This is a genomic window from Shewanella sp. NIFS-20-20 (genome assembly GCF_019209865.1).
GTDB lineage: Bacteria > Pseudomonadota > Gammaproteobacteria > Enterobacterales > Shewanellaceae > Shewanella.
In genome coordinates this window covers 43,164-60,816 of the sequence record NZ_JAHUTT010000008.1, presented here as the reverse complement: position 1 = coordinate 60,816, position 17,653 = coordinate 43,164, and the positions used below count along the sequence as shown (strand labels likewise).

Sequence of the window (17,653 nt, the reverse complement as noted above, 5' to 3'; positions counted from 1 at the left end):
TTCAATCTTGTAACAGTTATTATTGTAACAGGAGACGGTATGGAAGTGTTCAACACGACACAAAAACATCTCCGCCGTGCCATTGACTTGGTCGGCGGGCAATCAGCATTAGCACGAGCCATCAACTCAAAACAGCAAAACGTCTGGTTTTGGTTGAATAAATCAGGGCGTGTTCCCGCTGAATTCGTTTTACCCATCGAACAAGCTACGCAAGGACAAGTAACCCGATCTCAGTTAAGACCGGACATCTACCCCGAATGCCCAAGCGAGCTGAAAGCCAGTAACCAGTAGGATTAAGGGCAAGTAATGGTCAGCATTTTACGTAAACACAAAAGCGAGTAACTCCATGCGTGATTATGGCAAGGTCTATACCCGCTTTTGGCTAAAGCAAAATGTTTTGTCCTGGAGTGACTCAGCGAAGTTGCTAGGACTGTATTTGCTTACATGCCCGCATTGTAATTTGCTTGGCTGCTTTCGATTGCCGATTGGTTACGTTGCTTCTGACTTGAACTGGGATGAGCAACAGGTTGCCAAGGCTCTAAATGAGTTAGAACAAGATCAGTTCCTCATTCGTTGCGAGGAATCCGGTTGGACTTTGATTCGGAGCTTTCTGAAGCACAACCCAATCGAAAACCCAAACCAAGGTAAGGCAGCCTTTCGGTTGCTTAAAGATGTACCTGCCGACTTCATTGGTATGGCATCGCTTTTGAAATCTCTTGCCGCTTTTCAAGCTCGGCTACCAGAAGAATTTTCATCATTGTTTATGCCTGATGGCAACCCGGCAAGGGACTCTCAACGGTCGGATGACTCTGAGAGAAGCAATAAACCAACAGTTAAAACTGTTGACCACATACAGTTTGAAGACTTCTGGGATGTACAAATACGCAAAGAAAAAAAAGCGAAAGCCAAAGAAGAATGGCTACGCATGGGCCTCAATGAAGACCATGAACTCGCCTTGGAAGTGCTAACACGCTGGAAAGAGCAACGAGACAACCGATTGCAGTATCAAGATCGGACTAAGACCCCTATGCCACATAACTGGCTTTTAAACCGGCAATGGGAAGACGAGTACGTTCGCATTGATGAAGTACAGCAATCATCGACGAGCCTAAAGGGCAGCAATCACCAATTGAATATTGAAGAAAGCAATCGCCGCATTGCTGAAAGCTGGGCCGGACCAGGTATTCGGGAGGTTCGTTCAAGTGCAGGAGGTTGATAAACGCGAGTTTGCTGAAGTTTGGGGAGCAGCTTGGGCCATGTATGGCAAAAGCGTATCACCACAATTGCTATCCATCGCATTTGAAGCCCTTCGTGCTTACAGCATTGAAGAAGTGCGAATCGGTCTGACTCGGCATATTCAATCCCCGGATACTGGGCAATTTTTTCCAAAGCCCGCTGACGTCATCAAGCATATCGATGGCAACTCTGGCTCAAGAGCCATGGTTGCTTGGAACAAAGTTGACAAGGCTGTTCGTCAGGTTGGCGCTTGGACATCCGTGATGTTTGACGATGCGTTTATTCACCGCGTTATTTCAGACATGGGGGGATGGGTTGAACTCTGCAAGGTTGACGACAGGGAATACCCCTTTAAGCAAAAAGAGTTTTTAGCACGCTACCAGGCTTACTTGCTCCGGGACGAAGTGGGTGAATACCCAAGGCTATTACAGGGTATTGCAGACCATCAGAACCAGCAAAAAGGATTTGATATGCAAGCGCCGGTTGCCGTGGGCGACTGGTCAAAAGCGGCACAAGTTTATACGAGAGGCATCGCCGACTTTAGCGCAGTGCCATTAAAAAGAATAAGCCCGAAAGCCATTCAGGCGCTTCTCGGAAATCAATTAGAGGACAAAAATGAAAACGATTAAAGCAAAAACCATTGCCCTAGTGATAGCCATGTCCGCAAGCACTTCAGTCTATGCGTTTCCGGGCTATCAGTGGGAAAAAGCAGCAAAAAGTGTTGGTATTGATCCAGTCATGCTCTACGCCGTTGCCTTGGCTGAGTCCGCCTCACATCGTGGTCTCAACATGACCAGTCCATGGCCATACGCAATTCGCAATGGTTCAAACGCAACCTACGCCAAATCTAAGACAGAAGCTGAGCAACTGTTAAACCAGGCACTGCAAGAGAGTGAAAAATACCAGCTCGATATTGGCCTAATGCAAATCAATTTGCATTGGCACGGACATCGGGTGAGCTCAGCGGCAGAACTGCTAGACCCCATCACCAACCTTACCGTCGGCTCCAGTATTTTGGCCGAAGCAATCAAATCTTCACCAAACGATTTAGAGCTTGGCATAGGCCGCTATCACAGTTGGAACGAAGAGCGTGCACGCTGGTATGGGCAAAGAGTGCTTTCTATCTATCGTAATATTTTACATGAACTGGAGGTCCGTCAATGACAACCAATCAACAAGACTTCTATCAATTAAATTTGGCGTACCTGCACGCAGCACGAGAATTAGCGCGAATTGATCCGCAAGAGGCCGTCTTGCGCTTTGGACTTACACGCGACGTGGTTGATGCTTTGATTAATGCTGGTGTTGATGACCTGCAACGAGTGGCGACCTCATCATTCATGCTGTTTCAACCAAGGGGTAACCAAAGCCAACTGATTGAGATGGTGAAGAGCAAAGGCACAGGTATCCCAAGAATCGCTTATTTATTATCAACCCTAAACAACAAGGGGGATGCATGATTGATAACCTGTCCAAAAGTGAGCTGTTTACCCGAGCCTCACTGCTTATTAAATACGGATTTCGAACAACGATCATCGCGCTCGATACTGGTTTGCCAATCCACATTATCAGAAGGCTGCACAAAGAAGTGACTGGCAAGTCACCTTGTCCTGGTCAATTACCAGAATCTGATGCCATTGTTAAAAGCAGAAGAGCCCTAGTTGAAGGCTCCCTGCTGATGGCGCTTTATGTAAATATTGGTGGTGATAATGTCTACAAGCAATTAAATATTGATGCTTTGATGAAGGCTTACGATGCGTACTTGGTTGCAAGGGAAGAAGCAGATCTTCCATCTGAGATCCCCTGGAAAAAACTAACCATTAATGAAGGTTGGGTTCTAGCTCGTGATTTAAGATCACAGCTAGCATCCTTACACCGGTGTCGATGCGGCAGTCTGTATTTGACGGTATCTCAACAGCGCATTCAGCTTAAATGTCCTGTGTGCGAGATTATGGCCGAGCAAACCACTAGAGCACTTTTTGAGGACTAACATGCTGATGCATGATTTGATTGGGCACCGCCCGTGCACTTTGAGAGTACTAAGAAGATGACAAACTTACTTAAATCTTTACCAGCACGCTGCTGGTTTATATCACTGGGGCTTTTTCTGGCGACTTTGGCAGCGGCTCATTTTTTTCCATCAGAAATATTTACGGCATCTGCCAAGTTAGCGGCTTTGCCATTTCTGATTTGCACCATCGTTTTTTTCAGCTACTTGGGATTCAAAGCAACTGCTAGTCCTATCGGACTTATAACCATCACCACTATGTGTTTAGCAATCGCATATTGGCAAGCGAGTTGGGCAATTTTATGTGTCGGTTTAGCTTTCTTAGGCTTAAGCGGACTAATCCATTTATTTCAAAGACAACTGAAAGATACCGGTCGAGAACTAAGCCTGAGCGAAAAAAAATATTGGTACTGGGTAAACGAATTTGCAGACGGTCGCTCATCTATCCTCCCCAAAAGGCCAAAAAAATAGCCAGCCCATCACAAGCTGGCTACCTTCTGTTTTTAGTTCCTTCCTGAAGCCTGGTTATAGGCCCTAATATCGATCAAGTTGTTCTGAGCATAATCTCCAGCAAGGGATGCATTTGAGATCACTGCAATCTGCTTATCCACAAATGCTTTATCTTCTTCGGACACACTGTCGGGGATGTAAGCACCGCTCTCATCTTTTTGACGATACTCATTTAGCATTTGCTCCCTTAGACCAAGCATTTCAGGCGACCAACTCGATGAGTCTTCAGAGTTGAAAACGCGCCCCGCCAAACCTTCATTGAAAGCTTGAGCGAACACTTGACTTTGAATCGGGGTCAATCCCATTCTCTGCCCTTCGCTGTATGCTTCCTGTTTAAAATCATCGGCATACTGTTCTAAGAACTCACCATATCGATTGTTAACTGCCGCACCGAATGCCCCAGCCAACATGGCTTCAGACTTAGTACCCCAGTTTACTTCGGAGGCATACTGCGCACTCGATCCACTGTATGCATCATTAAACGCCGTCAATGGGTTTTCCAAAGAGGTTCCGGCGTCAACGGCTGCTTTTAAGCCATCCCAGGTTGATTTACTGGCCACCGTTGCATTGTGCAAGAAACCTCGTGAGCTAGGGTCTTCAAGTGCTTGCTCCTTGTAACTCTCATAGTCTTCGCCAAAGTGATTCAAGGTATGCAGTGCTGCATCAGTATGCTTGCCACTGAAGTCACCAATAGCACTGGCGCTGTTGAAGAACATTTCAGCACCAGAAACTCCGCTATCATCAGCCATAATGCGAGATCGCCACTGAGAGCCAGCTTCACTGTTTAGTCCAGATTGATAGGTACTTGTGTCAGAAACTACGGCCTGTTGGGCTTGTTGTTGATGCGCATTTAGTTGTCCATCAACACCAGACAAATTAGTTTGGTAAGCTGATTGAGCTGCGTTGAACTGAGTTTGAACAGTTGCAGCATCCTCGTAGCCTCTCAATACACCCGATTCCACTTGGCTTTGAGTGCCACCAAAAGTAGGTGCAGTTGATGACAAGCCTTCATTAGAGCGTGGCTGAATAGATCGTAAATCGGCTCCGGTAGCCATGGCCATAACAGTCATTGCTGCTTGATAGTCATTGTCTCGTTCAGCGGGCGTTGAGGAGTTGCTATAGGTTAAAGACTCCATAGCTGCGGCCACATACGCCTGATTATCATCAGGTAGCAAGCGCTGATACATTGGAAGGTTTTCACGTAATCGGTTACCTGCTTCAACATGCTGGTTCATATAGCGACCTAAATAATCCATGACTTCAGGATTATCCGCTGCTAATCGAGTTAACGTCGCACCATCCGTGTTCCTTTGTCCTGATAGACTGTAGCTGGCCTGATCAAGCTCACTAAAGCGGTTTGATGCCGTGATAACGTCTTGTGCTGAACTCTGAAGTGACTGATAGTCTTGATTAGACAACGACATCTCAACGCCAGAGCGTCTTGAATCTGAAAGGTCTTTAACCATTGCATCGCGATACTCAGCACGTCGTGAATCACTTGATGCCAAGCTTTGCATCTCCCCAGTGAGCGTATTTGCGGTCGTTGACCGAGAACTGCCCTCTGATGACTCAACTTGGCCACTAAAGTTACCACCTAAATCCAAGCCTGCTCGTAACCGTGATATTTTTGGCACTCTTGATGATTCAGGCTTATCCACTCCTGGTAGGTTGCCTTGTGGGGAGTCATTCCCCCCTGTACCAAGTAATCTTCCCAAGAACCCTTTATCTGCTACTTCTTTATCACCGGTATTTGTAATGGTTCCATCTCCACCGACCCTAAGGCCTCCCGATAACACGCCCGATACCAAGCCACGTACAGCGTCTTTTTTATCGTCTCCGAAACCATACCGTGTTTGCAGGTCATCAGTAACCTGATTAACAACGGCGCTAGATGCGGAATTAGAAGAACCGATCTGACGTCCAACCGAAGAAAGGTTGTCGTAACTTAGCTTTTCACCAAAGGTTCGACTCATGGTATTGCCAACCTGACGGCTAAAGGCTTGAGTTGCCTGAGTCATGGATTCTTTTGCAGAGCCGACCATTGAACCCACTGCGTTTCCGACAGAGAAACTGCTTAGTAGGTTTGACGCGCCGGTCATAGCAGAACCAGTGAGGGCTGAATTTTGGAACATTGACTGTGATTGCATTACCGGGGCATTTTTCGCGACATCTGGACTTGCCAGCTTTTCATCAATGGCATCACCGTTTTGTAGACGCCCAGCCAAGTGGGTAGCGGTTATTGCTGAGCCATAAACGAGCATGAGCGAAATCGCCGGAACACTCGACGCCAACATGCCGCCAGTAGCTATCCAGGTTTGCAGCACTGAATCCATCTGCATCATCCCAGCAAAAGATGGCACTTCTGTACCTGCAAAGGCATCAAGAGCAGACATTTTCCCTGCAACGGTTAAATGAATATATAGGTTAATGATGGCCATGACAGGCATCCAAAGTTGAATCCAAAGCAGGATTAACAAGTACTTCCCAGCCATTCGCATCCCGATTTGGCCAAGGGCTATCACAAAGGCCATCAATGGGGTGATGGCGTAAATGAACCCCTCAAAAAACGTCATCATCGGACGAACGATACTCTGGAACAGGGTCTGCTCCGCCGCCCATTGCGTATTACGCTGCTCAATCGCTTGGTTAACCATAACGGCTGCGGTGAAAGCTTGATCATCCATATACTTGCCCGTCACGCTTTGCTCATAAATAGGCAAAAGCACTGACGCGGTCATATACTCTTGGGTGTTAACCGAAGCCAAACCAAGGTTATTCAGTGCATTTCGGATCACGTCATCAGTGTCCGTTGCTGACGAAGTCCCCAATGAGGCTGACAGAACCTGTTTAAGCCTTGGAATGAAGGTTGATTCTGTCATGAGTTTCAGTTGGCTATAGGCATCGGTGCAGTCCAGATCGCTACTGCTACCACTGAGCATGATTCGAGTGCCATAAATGCGCGAATCAAACCTAATCGCTGTCATCGGGTTAGGATCACTCAGCACCTGATCGAGGTTCTTTTGGCCGATGTCGATACCAATCAAGGTGCACTCTTTGATGTAGTTAAACCACGATTGCTCGATGTCCGAGCCGCCGACACGATTTGCATCACCCAACCCAGAGCGATCCATCACCTGTTTTCTCACTTTAATCAGTGACTGTAAACTGGATGCAAAGCCGTATTCCGTCATCGCGGGAGTTGAGAAGGCGGTTTCAAACAATCGCGTGATTTGAAAGCCAACAGTCGAAATCGTACTACCTGCGGCAGCAACACCGATGGGCACATTATCAACCACTCGAACTTGTCCGGTGTACGCATCCTCAATGCTCACTCGGGTACTGGGTCCAAACATGGTTGCAAAGACTAGCCATGAGACTAAAACGTGTTGAAAGTTAATCCCACGACCGCCTTGCATTAAGGCCTGGACAGAGACCATCAATACCCCAATGAGCAAGCCAATGCGAACCATTGAAGTAAAATCGCCTGTACCAGTGATCATCGCGACAGCGTTCAGGACCTGCTCTAAAAAAGCCGAATCCCCGATGGAATAGATTTCCCACATGACCTATTCCCCCAGCGCCGTAGATTTAACGGTGTAATAACGCTGTTTGCGAATGGTCTGAATCACCTGGTTAAAATGTGCCAGCAACTCTTGCTCTGAGCCGTATCTTCGCTGCAACGCGGCGTACTCCTCATTGATTTGGCGACGTGCACGTTCAAGGTCTTCAGTTAATAACTTCGCATAGGCATGATCTTCCACACCGGAGGTACTTCTAGCTGCATTGAGCATGTCTTCAACCAATGCTCGGGCCATCTCAACAGCAATAAATGGTGCCGCTCGTGAAGCAAACGACCTAGCGGCCCCTTCATTTAATGCAGAAAGAGTTCGAATCATGCCCCCAATGCTGGCAGGAGCCGAGGTCATAAAAGCCTTTTCGGTGGCGCTAGCAGCCCCTGTATTTCGAGCAAACTTAAAAATAATGCCGTTACTAGAACCTGTACCAAGAAGTAAATTTTCTACCTGAGTTGATAACCCGGTAAGAGTCACGTTAGTGATTATTGGGTTCAGACAACCGTCTTGCGTCACTGTGTCACATCGGTACATAGCGACGTTACCGCCATGAATTAGATGCTCAATAGTCACTTTATTGCCATTCAGCCTGGTCAGTTTTGGGGCTTTACCTTGGCCATCAGCGGCATTAGCTAGATCACCAACAATGATCGAACCAGTCACCGACATAACTGCTTCAAGAAAACGGTCATCCCCCGATGCAAACCAGCTTGATGCCGAATGACGTTTCAGTGCTCGCCAGACCAAGTTACCTTTAATCGTTCTGTTTACATCAGATGCCGCGACACTCGAAGCGTTCTCATATGGGTTCTTACCATTGGACTCACTCCAACTGGTAAAAACGTCTCCAGCCCCTTTTAGTGAGCTCAACATGCTGGCTTCTGTTTGCCCCTTTTTACCAAAAGCAGCCAGGGTATCGTTCACGACTCCCTGAGCCATTTGACAGGAATTGCCAAAATACTCGTTCAACTGCTGGATTTTCTTTTGCAGTGTCTCCATGTGCTGGGAGCATTTCTCACACATAGCACTGAGCGCCAATTGGAATGCGTACCCCTTGGCGTTTGCAGCAACAGAGCGAAGTAATTGAACAAACTGATCCGCGTTAACAAATGACAAACTTCCCGCGAACATATCAATGCCACCACAACCGGCTTGGAATGACGGAGGCACCATAGAGACGAGGTTCTCGTTCATGATCCTGTTACGGACAACAACGCTTCCACCAGATATAACGCCACGCCGCTGACTCTCGAATACACCTGGCGCAGTGGCGTTGGTCATTGAACCAAACAACTGGTTCATCTCCTGTTGCAAGCTTGCTTGGCTCATAGATGAAAAACCAATCGCACAGGCGATTAGCGATACTCGGAATACTTTTTTCATCGTTATAACCCTCCTTGTGCACGCAGATAGCGAACAAGGAACTCAGGGTCCTGTAATATCTTTTCGTTAAGCTCTTGGGCTGACATCGCGAGTGACACGCCGGGTTGAACAGGTCTGGTGGCATAGTAAGTTTGATCGTCAATCCAACCGGCTTGATGGGCTGCGAGAATGATTCGATTATTGAGCTCATCAAGGCTCATTGCGCCTTGGCCAATCGGAGTGATGACATTAGGCGGATCAACTAAGAACACGGCAGGGACAGTCGTAACGGACAAGGATTGTGCTTGTCCTGAATCAACTTTGTAATTGGGAAACTCTCCACCGGGTAAAGGCAAGCCATCAACAGCAATAGCAAACACCTCAAAACCGTAGTTCAAAGCCATGGATTCGATAATAGGCGCTTGAGCATGGCAGTAAGGGCAATCCGAACGATAGAAGAAGAACAAGCCAGCTCGTTTTGCTACCTCACCTAAAGCAACATCCCGTTGAGTGCCAGCTTCTCTATCCATCCGATTGGCGGCATAAGTCGCCAAGGGTCTTCGACTGATTTCATCCAAAACAGGATCGCCCATGACCACCTGCTGACTAACATCAGCAAATAGTGAGCCCTTATCCATCATGACGCGCTGAAGATAAAGATAGGCTCTGACATTCTCACTCGTTGGCTCATCAATTGCCTTGTCCATAAACGATTGCATATGCTCTCGGAACCATGCGGCACTGAAGGGCTTTAGTTCGCTCTGACTGGACTCCAAGACACCAGCTTCCGGCTCTATCAGCTCATCAGGCTGCTCAGGTTCAGGAATGACCTGATACCAAAACCAGCCTTCCTGACCACGCTGATAGAATGGCCCATCACTGGCATGGGCGGGCAAGATGAATAGAAAGAAAATAATGATTGGGATGGTCACCCATAGGATGAACCAAGGTAACAAGGGGGTTCTCATTGTCAGCTCCAGAAAATTTCATAGAGCTACATGCTAAAGATCCCCATAAGAGCGATTGGCCAGATAGATGAAGGAATCGTGTGTGTTTCTGACTATCTATTAAACACTGTTACTAACGTAAGTACGTTAGCTGATGGCACCATAACAAAGTGCATACCAGAGCTGCCATGACACCAAAACTCAGCCTGTACGAAGTATTTTTTGGCTTTGTTTGAAGCTATATATTCTGGCAATAATGATTTTGCCAATTCTGTGCTACACAATTTGGCGCACAAAGCCTTCCAAGGATGCTTAGGAGCACCGTCTGAAAGCCGTTCCACAAACCGTTCCAGTGCATGACGAGTCACCACGACAGGTCCAATGTTCGGAACGTTGATGACCTCATCGATTTCTCTCACTGTAGCATTATCGACGCTGTATTCTTCGAAGGAATGTGAGAGCCAATCGTCCCGCTTCTCTACCGATATCTGTGCTTCTTGGTAACGGGTGAGCAAGAACCTGGTCAGGCTGTATAGTGAATGCTGAGTTGAGCGTTGTTTCTGTAACTTTTTGATAGCTCCTTTACTGACCCGGATTTGAAGGCCATTGCCGCTTCGGTTACTCCCCATCACCTCTTTCACTGACAATAGGTGGTGAATCGCATAGAGCTCAGCTGCAATTGGCTTTTGCTGCTCAGGTAGCTTGTCGTATTGCTCACCTAAATCGACCTTTAGCTCACCACCTCTTCGAAGGCCGGTCTTCCAGTAAACCGTAAACTCACCATCAATCTGCTTTGTTAACAGGGTTAATACCATCATGTTTGTTTCTCCTATTGGTTATCTATTTTTCATTCTCCATGTTTTTTCAAATATGCAAGGCGCAAAAAAAGGGGCCGAAGCCCCTTGGATCAGATATGAACTTTAGGAAAGCCCATGGCACCGTAAACATTCAGCACATCATTCCAATCCCAACTTTTCACGCCAAGTGACGTTGGTATCGGAGGGATCAACACTTGTGTCAGAATGCCTTTTTGCCAGGCTTTTTTCTTGAGTTCATTCGCTGCATTCAGGCCGGTCTCAGAGAGATCGTGATCTGCCCAGATGTACAGCATTTTCACATTACTTGGTGGTTCAAACCTAGCCAGTAGGGTTGCATTCACAACCGACCAACATGTTTGTCCCGTTGCTCTGGTAACCGCTAAAGCTGTTTCGATGCCTTCAGAAACACCTAATACTTCACCAGGCTCACCAATCGGAATGGCACCGCCAGTGATTGTTCTGTCACTTGGTATGGGCATCATCTTTTTAGGCTTTTCAACCGGCGCTTTGAATCCATCTTCACTTAGGTAGATCCGATGAAACGTGGCCGAACGCCCTTGCTGAGTAACGATTTTACCTAGCAGCGCTGGGTAGCTATCGATAAACAGACCATCTTCATCATGGTAAGGCAAGTTTGGATGAAACCTCAGCACCGAATCCCATTCAGGACGAAGCCGGGTAACAATGCCACGACGATGCAAGTAGTTCCAAACTGGTTGCGCACGAGCATCTGCAAGAGATAGCGTTTCTCCCCAGGTTTGATTCAAGCGATGGATAATCGCTTTGTCCTCGTCCTGCTTTCTAGCCTTCCAATCAACAGCGTTACGCGTTATTGCCCGAGAAGGTGCTTGTATTTGTCCGGGTTGAATACCAAGAACTTGGCCAATTGCTTCAATAGACTGAGCAAAGTTCCACCCATTAATCCAAGACAACAGTTCAAAGCCATCATGAAAGATACCGCAGGTATTACAAACGCCACCACCGGTATATTCAGCATCTTTGAACAGCCTAAAGCCATCACGACCGCCATGAACAGGACAAGCCACATGACGGCCTTTTCGAGCAATAGCGGCATCAAGTTCTGGCACCAACGCCGCCAGTATTTGAAGCCATTGGCCATTAAGATATGGCCTTACTGTTTCAATTTGTAAAGGTAACGCCATATAACCTCCTTCAGTAAAATGCCGACTCCTACCACAGGTGGTAAAAGTCAGCTTGGGTCCTGCATTAGCCGTTCGGTTAATACAGGAGCGTTAGTCAAGCTGGATACCATGTCGTCTTAATAGCCACATGATGGACTCACGAAGCACATCAGGATCGACAACCGCAGCCATCGCGCAAACACGAAAGCAAAATGGCGCAATTTCGTCATTTTGAATCCACGACAACACATCCTTGCGCAACCGAGTACTGACACGACCGTCCAGCAATACACGGATCGCATCCAATAGAATGCCTTCGCGTAACTGCCAGATTTCCGTGTCAGACCAAGTGACTGGGGCATCATCAAACTCAAATAGAAATTCGAGCTGTGATAACGTGTGTTGATGGGACTGCTTTTGTGATGAAGGTGAATGGGCAATGCCCCCATTCATTAAAGATAACCGCGTTCGGCAAGCGAAACGCAGCCCTCGTATGCGACCACGACATGGTCAAGCGTTCGAATATCAACAAGTGACAAGGCGTCACGGAGTCGATGAGTGATGCGTTTATCAGCTTCACTGGGTTCAGGATCACCCGATGGATGGTTATGAACCAGTATCACTGCTGCCGCATTAAGTTCTAGCGCTCGTTTTGTTACTTCCCTTGGATACACGCTCGCCGCATCTAAAGTGCCTTTGAACAGCTCTTCAAATCGAATGACACGATGCTTTGTATCAAGAAACAGCACGCCAAAGACTTCGTGCTCATACTCGTGCATCAGTGTTTGCAGGTATGAGAACGCCGACGATGGCTGTTCAATTTTTCGACCTTTACTCAATCGACCACGGGCAAGCTTGAGCGCCATATCTAAGATATCCGCTTCAGTCACTTGCTCAGGAACGATATAAGTACCGGCTTCTTCGCCAGCTAAGAACTTTTTGTTTTTCATAGGAGTCTCCCCAAAAAAAAAGCGGAGACGAACCCATGCCCTGAAGGGGACGGAATCGTCCCCGCAGGGTGGTAAAGTTGATGTGGTTACTGAATTAACAGTTGTTGTGTTACTTCGAATAACTCACGCTTCAGATCTTTGACGTCGTTAATCACGATGCTTTGAGGAAAGAATTTCTCAACACTGCGTGTTTGAATCCCGATCCCCAGCAGCTCAAAGCCACTGCGTCTGCACCGGTCAACAATGTCATGCGTGGCAGCCCAATCATCTGGGTCACCATCGGTTAGCACTATCATTAGCTTTCGCTTCTGTTTTTGCGCTAACAAACTGTTTGCCGCAAACCACATCGCTTGTGCCATAGGCGTACAACCTCGTGTTTTTTGGTCAAAACAGGCGGCCCGATGTCGAACCGATTGCTTGGGCAATAACGCGATAGAAACTTCCTGATGAATACCAGGAAAATAACTGACCGCAGGTACAACACCCGGTATGCCTTCCAGTGCCATGGCCAAAGCCAAAGCGGCTTCATTGGCAACATGAAAGTACTTTCGATTACCTTCGCCAATGGGTTTACCCATTGAACCCGATATATCGACCAGCAAGTGCACAGCAGCATTAGGCGCAATGCGAGGTTGCCTTTGAATAAACAATCTCGACTCACCGGCTTGTGAAGCGGCAAGACGATGGGTTGCAACTCGAAGACCGTGCCTTTTGGCATGATTCCGATTGTCCTGACTGGACTGAACCATGCCCCTAAGTCGGGCTCGAATTTGAGCGGACTCAGACGCCGATAAGGTCAAGATGGCCTCATCACCCAACATAGCCTGCTCTGCTTGGGGCAAACTGAGTGGAGTGACACCCTGATGTCCTTCAGCTTGTTCCGACAACACTTCTGCCACTTGTGCAAAGGTATCGGATTCAAACTGAGCGGCACTGGCCTCTAAGGCTTGTCGCAAATTGTCAGCTTGATCAGAGTTATCAGAATCTCCCGTTTCAGCAGCATCCCCCGTTGCAGACGAACCTGTTTCCGGGGTTTGACTGTCACTACTGCTATTGCTGTCATTACTCGCATCTTGTCCAATGTCATCACCGTTATCAGCATCCGACTCATCCTGTGGTGGACGAGATTCTTCTTCCAACATGGCAACGATGGCATCGACAAGTTTCAGCACTTCACCTGTAGATGCCAGGCTAGGCACTGCTGTCAGCATGGCGCTTAACCGGCTCATCGCTGCGGCAGGAAAGAGTTGTCTCACCCTTTCATCAACAGCTTGATACAAAGGCGTCAGTGCTTTCTGGCCCAGAAAATGGCATCTCAAGCGAAACAACAACCAGGCTTGCAAGTTAGATGCAGGCTCAGGCTGTTCAGGTACACACATTTGCTGTGTGTCCACCATGTACTCAATCACTTGCGAAATACTGCGCCGGGTTCCGGGGTAATCCTTTGCCAATTCGTTTTCAATGCGCACATCCTCAATAATATTGAGAAGTGCCTTACGGATCGGCTTAGACGACGCCTTCTTCACCATGTCAAAATTGGTATGCCGAATATGCGCCGCTTCATGAGCCAGATAACCCCAAGCTATCTGTTGATAGTGTGGGTCGTCTGGGTTTGCTGTTGGGATCACAATCCGCTCACCATCGGTAAACGCATCTTGTCCTTGAATAAGCACCTTCACACCAAACTTTTCGCCATAAGCGGCGGCAACGATTGGCAGTGCGTTTTTTAATGGATGATTCATGGGAGTCTCCTAATCATTAGGGGGAATACTCCCTCAGCGGGAGCGTTTCCCCGCTGGGAATGTAAGTGTTTAAACCTGTGCTTTTAGCTTATCCAGGTCATATTTTTGACCTAACCAAGCCACCAATTGAGCTGGACTCTCGTGCTGCTCAAATGACGTTTTAAGCTGGTCTAAACTCAGGATGTCATCCAATGTCAGACCGTACTGGTCTTGTAACTGAGTAGACACCTCGTGCTGATATTGCAGCCAGGCCCGCTCAAAAGCGGTTTGCTGCAATGCCATGTTTGGAACAAATACCATGGCCGTTACCCAAACTCCTTGTGCGTCCGCATCTGCGATCAAAACAGGGTTCTTGGGGATCAAGACACTATGTGTTGAGTACGACCGTTGTACTAACGTTCGACAACACGCCACTTCTGGTATCGATTCACTTTCAACCGCATCAGTCACACCACGAAAATGCGGTTCAAACTGGTTCAGTTGGCTGGGGTTATGGATGGTTGATTGCATAATTTCCTCTTACATAGTTCAGAGGACATGCGCCCTTAAGGGCAACATGCCCTCAAGGACGTTAGAAATAAAATGAGTTTGGTACAGTCGAACCAAGGTTTGGTCTGACGGTTGGTTGTGGTATTGCACGTAAGTTATCTGCCTGAGCAGATACTGGCTGTGCGGGTTTAGGTTCAGGTTTGGGCATCAGTTGTCTGATATCCAATTGACCTTCACCGTGCATTCTCATCTTGTCTGGATCAGACAAAATTAAAATGGTCGCCATCAGTTCGTGATAGAGATTGTCTGTCACAGGGCCGGTCTTCGGCAGACGAACAAATAAATTGTCCATCGCTTCAACCATCGGCTGAACTCGATGATCCAGGAAGGACAAACCATCCAACTTGTCTCTTAATCGCTTGAGCGGATTAAGGGCTCGCTGACTGATTTGATTCTTGCCTGCAACGGAACGCTCAAACAGTTCATTGGCATCACGAGCCACCTCCCTAAAGAGGGTGTGTCCCATACCATTGACCTTGTCATCTAAGCCTCCAGCTTGTTCAGCCGGTTGCATTCGATAGATGGCATAATCGAACTGAAGCCGTTGTTCCACGTCTTCGATGGGTGACAGCGCACGCCGGATTGCATCTGCAAATTCCGGGTGTTTCGCAACCCAGTCAAACGTCACCTGATCATAGTTGTCCAAGAACAACTGCTTACACTGCGCAAACTCCTGACCGATCCGGTCAAGCTCTGGAACAATCTGATCAATTCGGTCTTCAGGGACGGCATAGCCACCTAAAAACCGCACACCGACTTGCTCACACAAGCGCTGCGCTTCTTTTTTAAGCCGTTCAAAGTTCGCCAATGCCTCTGGGTCGCAAATTTTTTTACTCCCTAAGCTGGCAACATCCTTCGGTGGAAGTTGGCTGCCATTGGCTAATCTGAAATCTTCAGGCCTTAGTTTTTTTCTACCGCTCCAGATGGAACAGTCGATGTGACAAATCAAAAGTTTGTCGAGGGTTTGAATACTCATAGTGCATCCTCATGCGAGATGGGGACGCACCACTCCAAACAGGAGCAATGGCCCCCGTTTGGGTGGTAGTAGTTGACGCGCTAATGGCAATACCACTATCAGAAATAGTAATTTTGCGAATCAGGCGACGATTGGTTGAGATCGATTTTCGCAGGCATTAAGTCCAGTGCTTCAGCAATCGGGCGAACCCGCTCTAAATCACTGCCTAGCAACCGCAATACATCTTTTTCCAACTTCAGTTGGTCGGATACTTCTATCCCTTCAGGACTCGCTACTGTGAGCGAACACAATGGTGGTAATTGACGCTTAAAGGCCAGTAACAGCAACAATGGCCACGGGCCATCATCAGTGTTAACAATGCCAGCGCCTTCACCTGACACCATGCTGATTTGATTGGTACTAGGTAATCCGCTTTTGCAAAACCCTAATGACCATTTTCCAATCCTGACCTGGTTATCATCAATAACAGCCAAGCCATAGGCTTCAAGCAGCTTTGCCATATCGAACAACGCTTTTTGAGCCAGCGAGATTTGGCCATTGACGTCCTTGCGAGTACGAAACTCCCAACTGACGTTATTGGCGCACGCGACGCTATCTAGCGCATTTGAGAGTTCAAATGGCCGCCCTTGATGATCAATGCCGACTTGTCCAACAAATCGATAACCCTTGTTGATTTTCTCATTGATTCGTCGGTCTGCTTCAGCGTTAGGATCAGTCGAGTCAATCAATCGCTGCTGCGACATTTGACCAGCTTTTCCAAACCGAACTTCAATCTCCTGGGTGTCTGATCCAACGTAAATGGCCCATTCTTTGGCTGTCCCATCAGAATGACTGTAACGGTAAAGAGCAAAGCACTTTTCCATCATCAATCCTCCCAGTGGTCACCGAAGACATCAGCGGCAATACGGTGAATAGCTTCACGTTGCTCCAACTCAGCACGAGCCGTCAAAGACCGAACCAGTGCATACTCCACTGCGTTAGGAGCACCTTTGAAAGCAAGTGTTAACTTTGCCCAGCGCACCAAGGTCCTAGTGGACATGGTGATACTAAGCTCAGCACCGCCATCCGCGCCCCCAATAAAGAGACGACGAATGTCACCAGCCACTTTCACCATTTTCTGGCGAAAGACTTCTGGCAAGCCCGGCGCAACGTTCTCCAGAATGGCTTCCTCTACAGAAGGCTCTGCATAGGTCGCTTCGATGATTCTAAAGCGATCAAGAAAAGCCAAATTCTGTTGGAGCACACCTTGATACAAGCCCGTTTGGTCACCGCTGCCCGCACTGTTGCCGGTAGCGATAAAACGAAACTTGGCATGTGGCATGATGATCTCACCGCCATTTTGTGCGATGACCAACGGGGCACCTTCCAAAATGTCATTGAGCCCAGCCAGTTCAGCAGGCTCAGCAAGATCCATTTCATTAATGATCAGCAAATGGCCATGCTTGACAGCCAGTGCCAGCGGCCCATACACAAAGGTCATGTTGCCATTAACCAGTGTGTGGTGACCGATAAGATCGGACAACTCCAATCGACCGTGCGCAGTAATTTGCTGAACAGGCCAATTCAATCGAGAAGCAACTTGGCAAATTAGCGAGGTCTTACCGCATCCCGTGGGGCCTGTAATATACAAACCGTCACCGTCTGGGTGAGACAAGAACGCCAATACGTCACGTAAGTCTTCTTTTCTAAAAACATACTCGTCCTTGCGAACGGGAATGTTTGGATGGGTAGTGTCGGCACCATATCCTTCCAGAACGAAAGCATCAGGAGCCGGGACATTAAACGCTTGATTCACTTGAACCAAAAATGGGGATTGTTCTGTCATGGTAAACCTCATTAGT

At 47.7% G+C, this 17,653-nt stretch carries 19 protein-coding genes; 7 read left to right on the top strand and 12 right to left on the bottom strand.

The window, feature by feature from the left end:
- The first annotated feature begins 39 nt into the window (after positions 1 to 39).
- Genes KU855_RS04460 through eexR form a run of 7 tightly spaced genes read left to right on the top strand, consistent with a single transcriptional unit; the run spans position 40 to position 3,715 of the window.
- Entirely contained in the window at positions 40 to 291 is a 252-nt protein-coding gene (locus KU855_RS04460) for a helix-turn-helix domain-containing protein (protein ID WP_000451746.1), read from the top strand.
- Between the two features lie 55 nt (positions 292 to 346).
- Positions 347 to 1,216, top strand: a complete 870-nt coding sequence (locus KU855_RS04455) for a hypothetical protein (protein ID WP_119788445.1) — start codon at positions 347 to 349, stop codon at positions 1,214 to 1,216.
- Entirely contained in the window at positions 1,203 to 1,865 is a 663-nt protein-coding gene (locus KU855_RS04450) for a DUF6475 domain-containing protein (RefSeq protein ID WP_123161608.1), read from the top strand. The genes KU855_RS04455 and KU855_RS04450 overlap by 14 nt, the downstream gene beginning before the upstream one ends.
- A complete protein-coding gene (locus KU855_RS04445) occupies positions 1,852 to 2,400 on the top strand; it encodes a lytic transglycosylase domain-containing protein (protein ID WP_169631901.1) in 549 nt (182 codons plus the stop codon). Before KU855_RS04450 ends, KU855_RS04445 begins: the two co-directional genes overlap by 14 nt.
- The gene (locus KU855_RS04440) at positions 2,397 to 2,696 is read left to right on the top strand and encodes a flagellar transcriptional regulator FlhD (RefSeq protein WP_000210563.1); all 300 of its coding nucleotides are present in this window, start codon (positions 2,397 to 2,399) and stop codon (positions 2,694 to 2,696) included. The genes KU855_RS04445 and KU855_RS04440 overlap by 4 nt, the downstream gene beginning before the upstream one ends.
- On the top strand, positions 2,693 to 3,226 hold the full coding sequence (locus KU855_RS04435) for a FlhC family transcriptional regulator (protein WP_169631900.1): 534 nt from the start codon (positions 2,693 to 2,695) through the stop codon (positions 3,224 to 3,226). The genes KU855_RS04440 and KU855_RS04435 overlap by 4 nt, the downstream gene beginning before the upstream one ends.
- A 57-nt stretch (positions 3,227 to 3,283) precedes the next feature.
- The gene (gene eexR / locus KU855_RS04430) at positions 3,284 to 3,715 is read left to right on the top strand and encodes an entry exclusion protein EexR (RefSeq protein ID WP_000183214.1); all 432 of its coding nucleotides are present in this window, start codon (positions 3,284 to 3,286) and stop codon (positions 3,713 to 3,715) included.
- 32 nt (positions 3,716 to 3,747) lie between these two features.
- On the opposite strand, the gene KU855_RS04425 is transcribed toward eexR, so the two are convergent.
- The 12 genes from KU855_RS04425 to KU855_RS04370 all read right to left on the bottom strand — a co-directional run bounded on the left by KU855_RS04425 (position 3,748) and on the right by KU855_RS04370 (position 17,637).
- On the bottom strand, positions 3,748 to 7,317 hold the full coding sequence (locus KU855_RS04425; RefSeq protein WP_169631899.1) for a conjugal transfer protein TraG N-terminal domain-containing protein: 3,570 nt from the start codon (positions 7,315 to 7,317) through the stop codon (positions 3,748 to 3,750).
- Positions 7,318 to 7,320: 3 nt separating this feature from the next.
- Positions 7,321 to 8,709, bottom strand: a complete 1,389-nt coding sequence (locus KU855_RS04420; RefSeq protein WP_169631898.1) for a conjugal transfer protein TraH — start codon at positions 8,707 to 8,709, stop codon at positions 7,321 to 7,323.
- 2 nt (positions 8,710 to 8,711) lie between these two features.
- Positions 8,712 to 9,656, bottom strand: coding sequence for a thioredoxin family protein (locus KU855_RS04415; protein WP_169631897.1), 945 nt, complete (start codon positions 9,654 to 9,656; stop codon positions 8,712 to 8,714).
- 92 nt (positions 9,657 to 9,748) lie between these two features.
- Complete coding sequence (locus tag KU855_RS04410) at positions 9,749 to 10,453, bottom strand: hypothetical protein (RefSeq protein ID WP_119788452.1); 705 nt, start codon at positions 10,451 to 10,453, stop codon at positions 9,749 to 9,751.
- Between the two features lie 89 nt (positions 10,454 to 10,542).
- Positions 10,543 to 11,616, bottom strand: coding sequence for a primase-helicase zinc-binding domain-containing protein (locus KU855_RS04405; protein ID WP_102887292.1), 1,074 nt, complete (start codon positions 11,614 to 11,616; stop codon positions 10,543 to 10,545).
- Between the two features lie 90 nt (positions 11,617 to 11,706).
- Positions 11,707 to 12,048, bottom strand: coding sequence for a plasmid-related protein (locus tag KU855_RS04400; protein ID WP_102887291.1), 342 nt, complete (start codon positions 12,046 to 12,048; stop codon positions 11,707 to 11,709).
- Positions 12,048 to 12,545 (bottom strand): DNA repair protein RadC, encoded by a 498-nt coding sequence (gene radC / locus KU855_RS04395; RefSeq protein WP_049195485.1) that lies wholly within the window; start codon positions 12,543 to 12,545, stop codon positions 12,048 to 12,050. Before radC ends, KU855_RS04400 begins: the two co-directional genes overlap by 1 nt.
- An 86-nt stretch (positions 12,546 to 12,631) precedes the next feature.
- Entirely contained in the window at positions 12,632 to 14,287 is a 1,656-nt protein-coding gene (locus KU855_RS04390) for a VWA domain-containing protein (protein ID WP_218529104.1), read from the bottom strand.
- A 69-nt stretch (positions 14,288 to 14,356) separates the two neighbouring features.
- Positions 14,357 to 14,797: a hypothetical protein gene (locus tag KU855_RS04385; protein ID WP_111804987.1), complete on the bottom strand. Its 441-nt coding sequence runs from the start codon at positions 14,795 to 14,797 to the stop codon at positions 14,357 to 14,359.
- Between the two features lie 61 nt (positions 14,798 to 14,858).
- Positions 14,859 to 15,812 carry a DUF3150 domain-containing protein gene (locus KU855_RS04380; protein ID WP_000027441.1) on the bottom strand — a complete coding sequence of 318 codons (954 nt, stop codon included), beginning with the start codon at positions 15,810 to 15,812 and terminating at the stop codon, positions 14,859 to 14,861.
- Positions 15,813 to 15,910: 98 nt separating this feature from the next.
- Positions 15,911 to 16,678, bottom strand: coding sequence for a hypothetical protein (locus KU855_RS04375; protein ID WP_067206273.1), 768 nt, complete (start codon positions 16,676 to 16,678; stop codon positions 15,911 to 15,913).
- Positions 16,678 to 17,637, bottom strand: a complete 960-nt coding sequence (locus tag KU855_RS04370; RefSeq protein ID WP_067206276.1) for an AAA family ATPase — start codon at positions 17,635 to 17,637, stop codon at positions 16,678 to 16,680. Before KU855_RS04370 ends, KU855_RS04375 begins: the two co-directional genes overlap by 1 nt.
- Between the last annotated feature and the right edge of the window lie 16 nt (positions 17,638 to 17,653).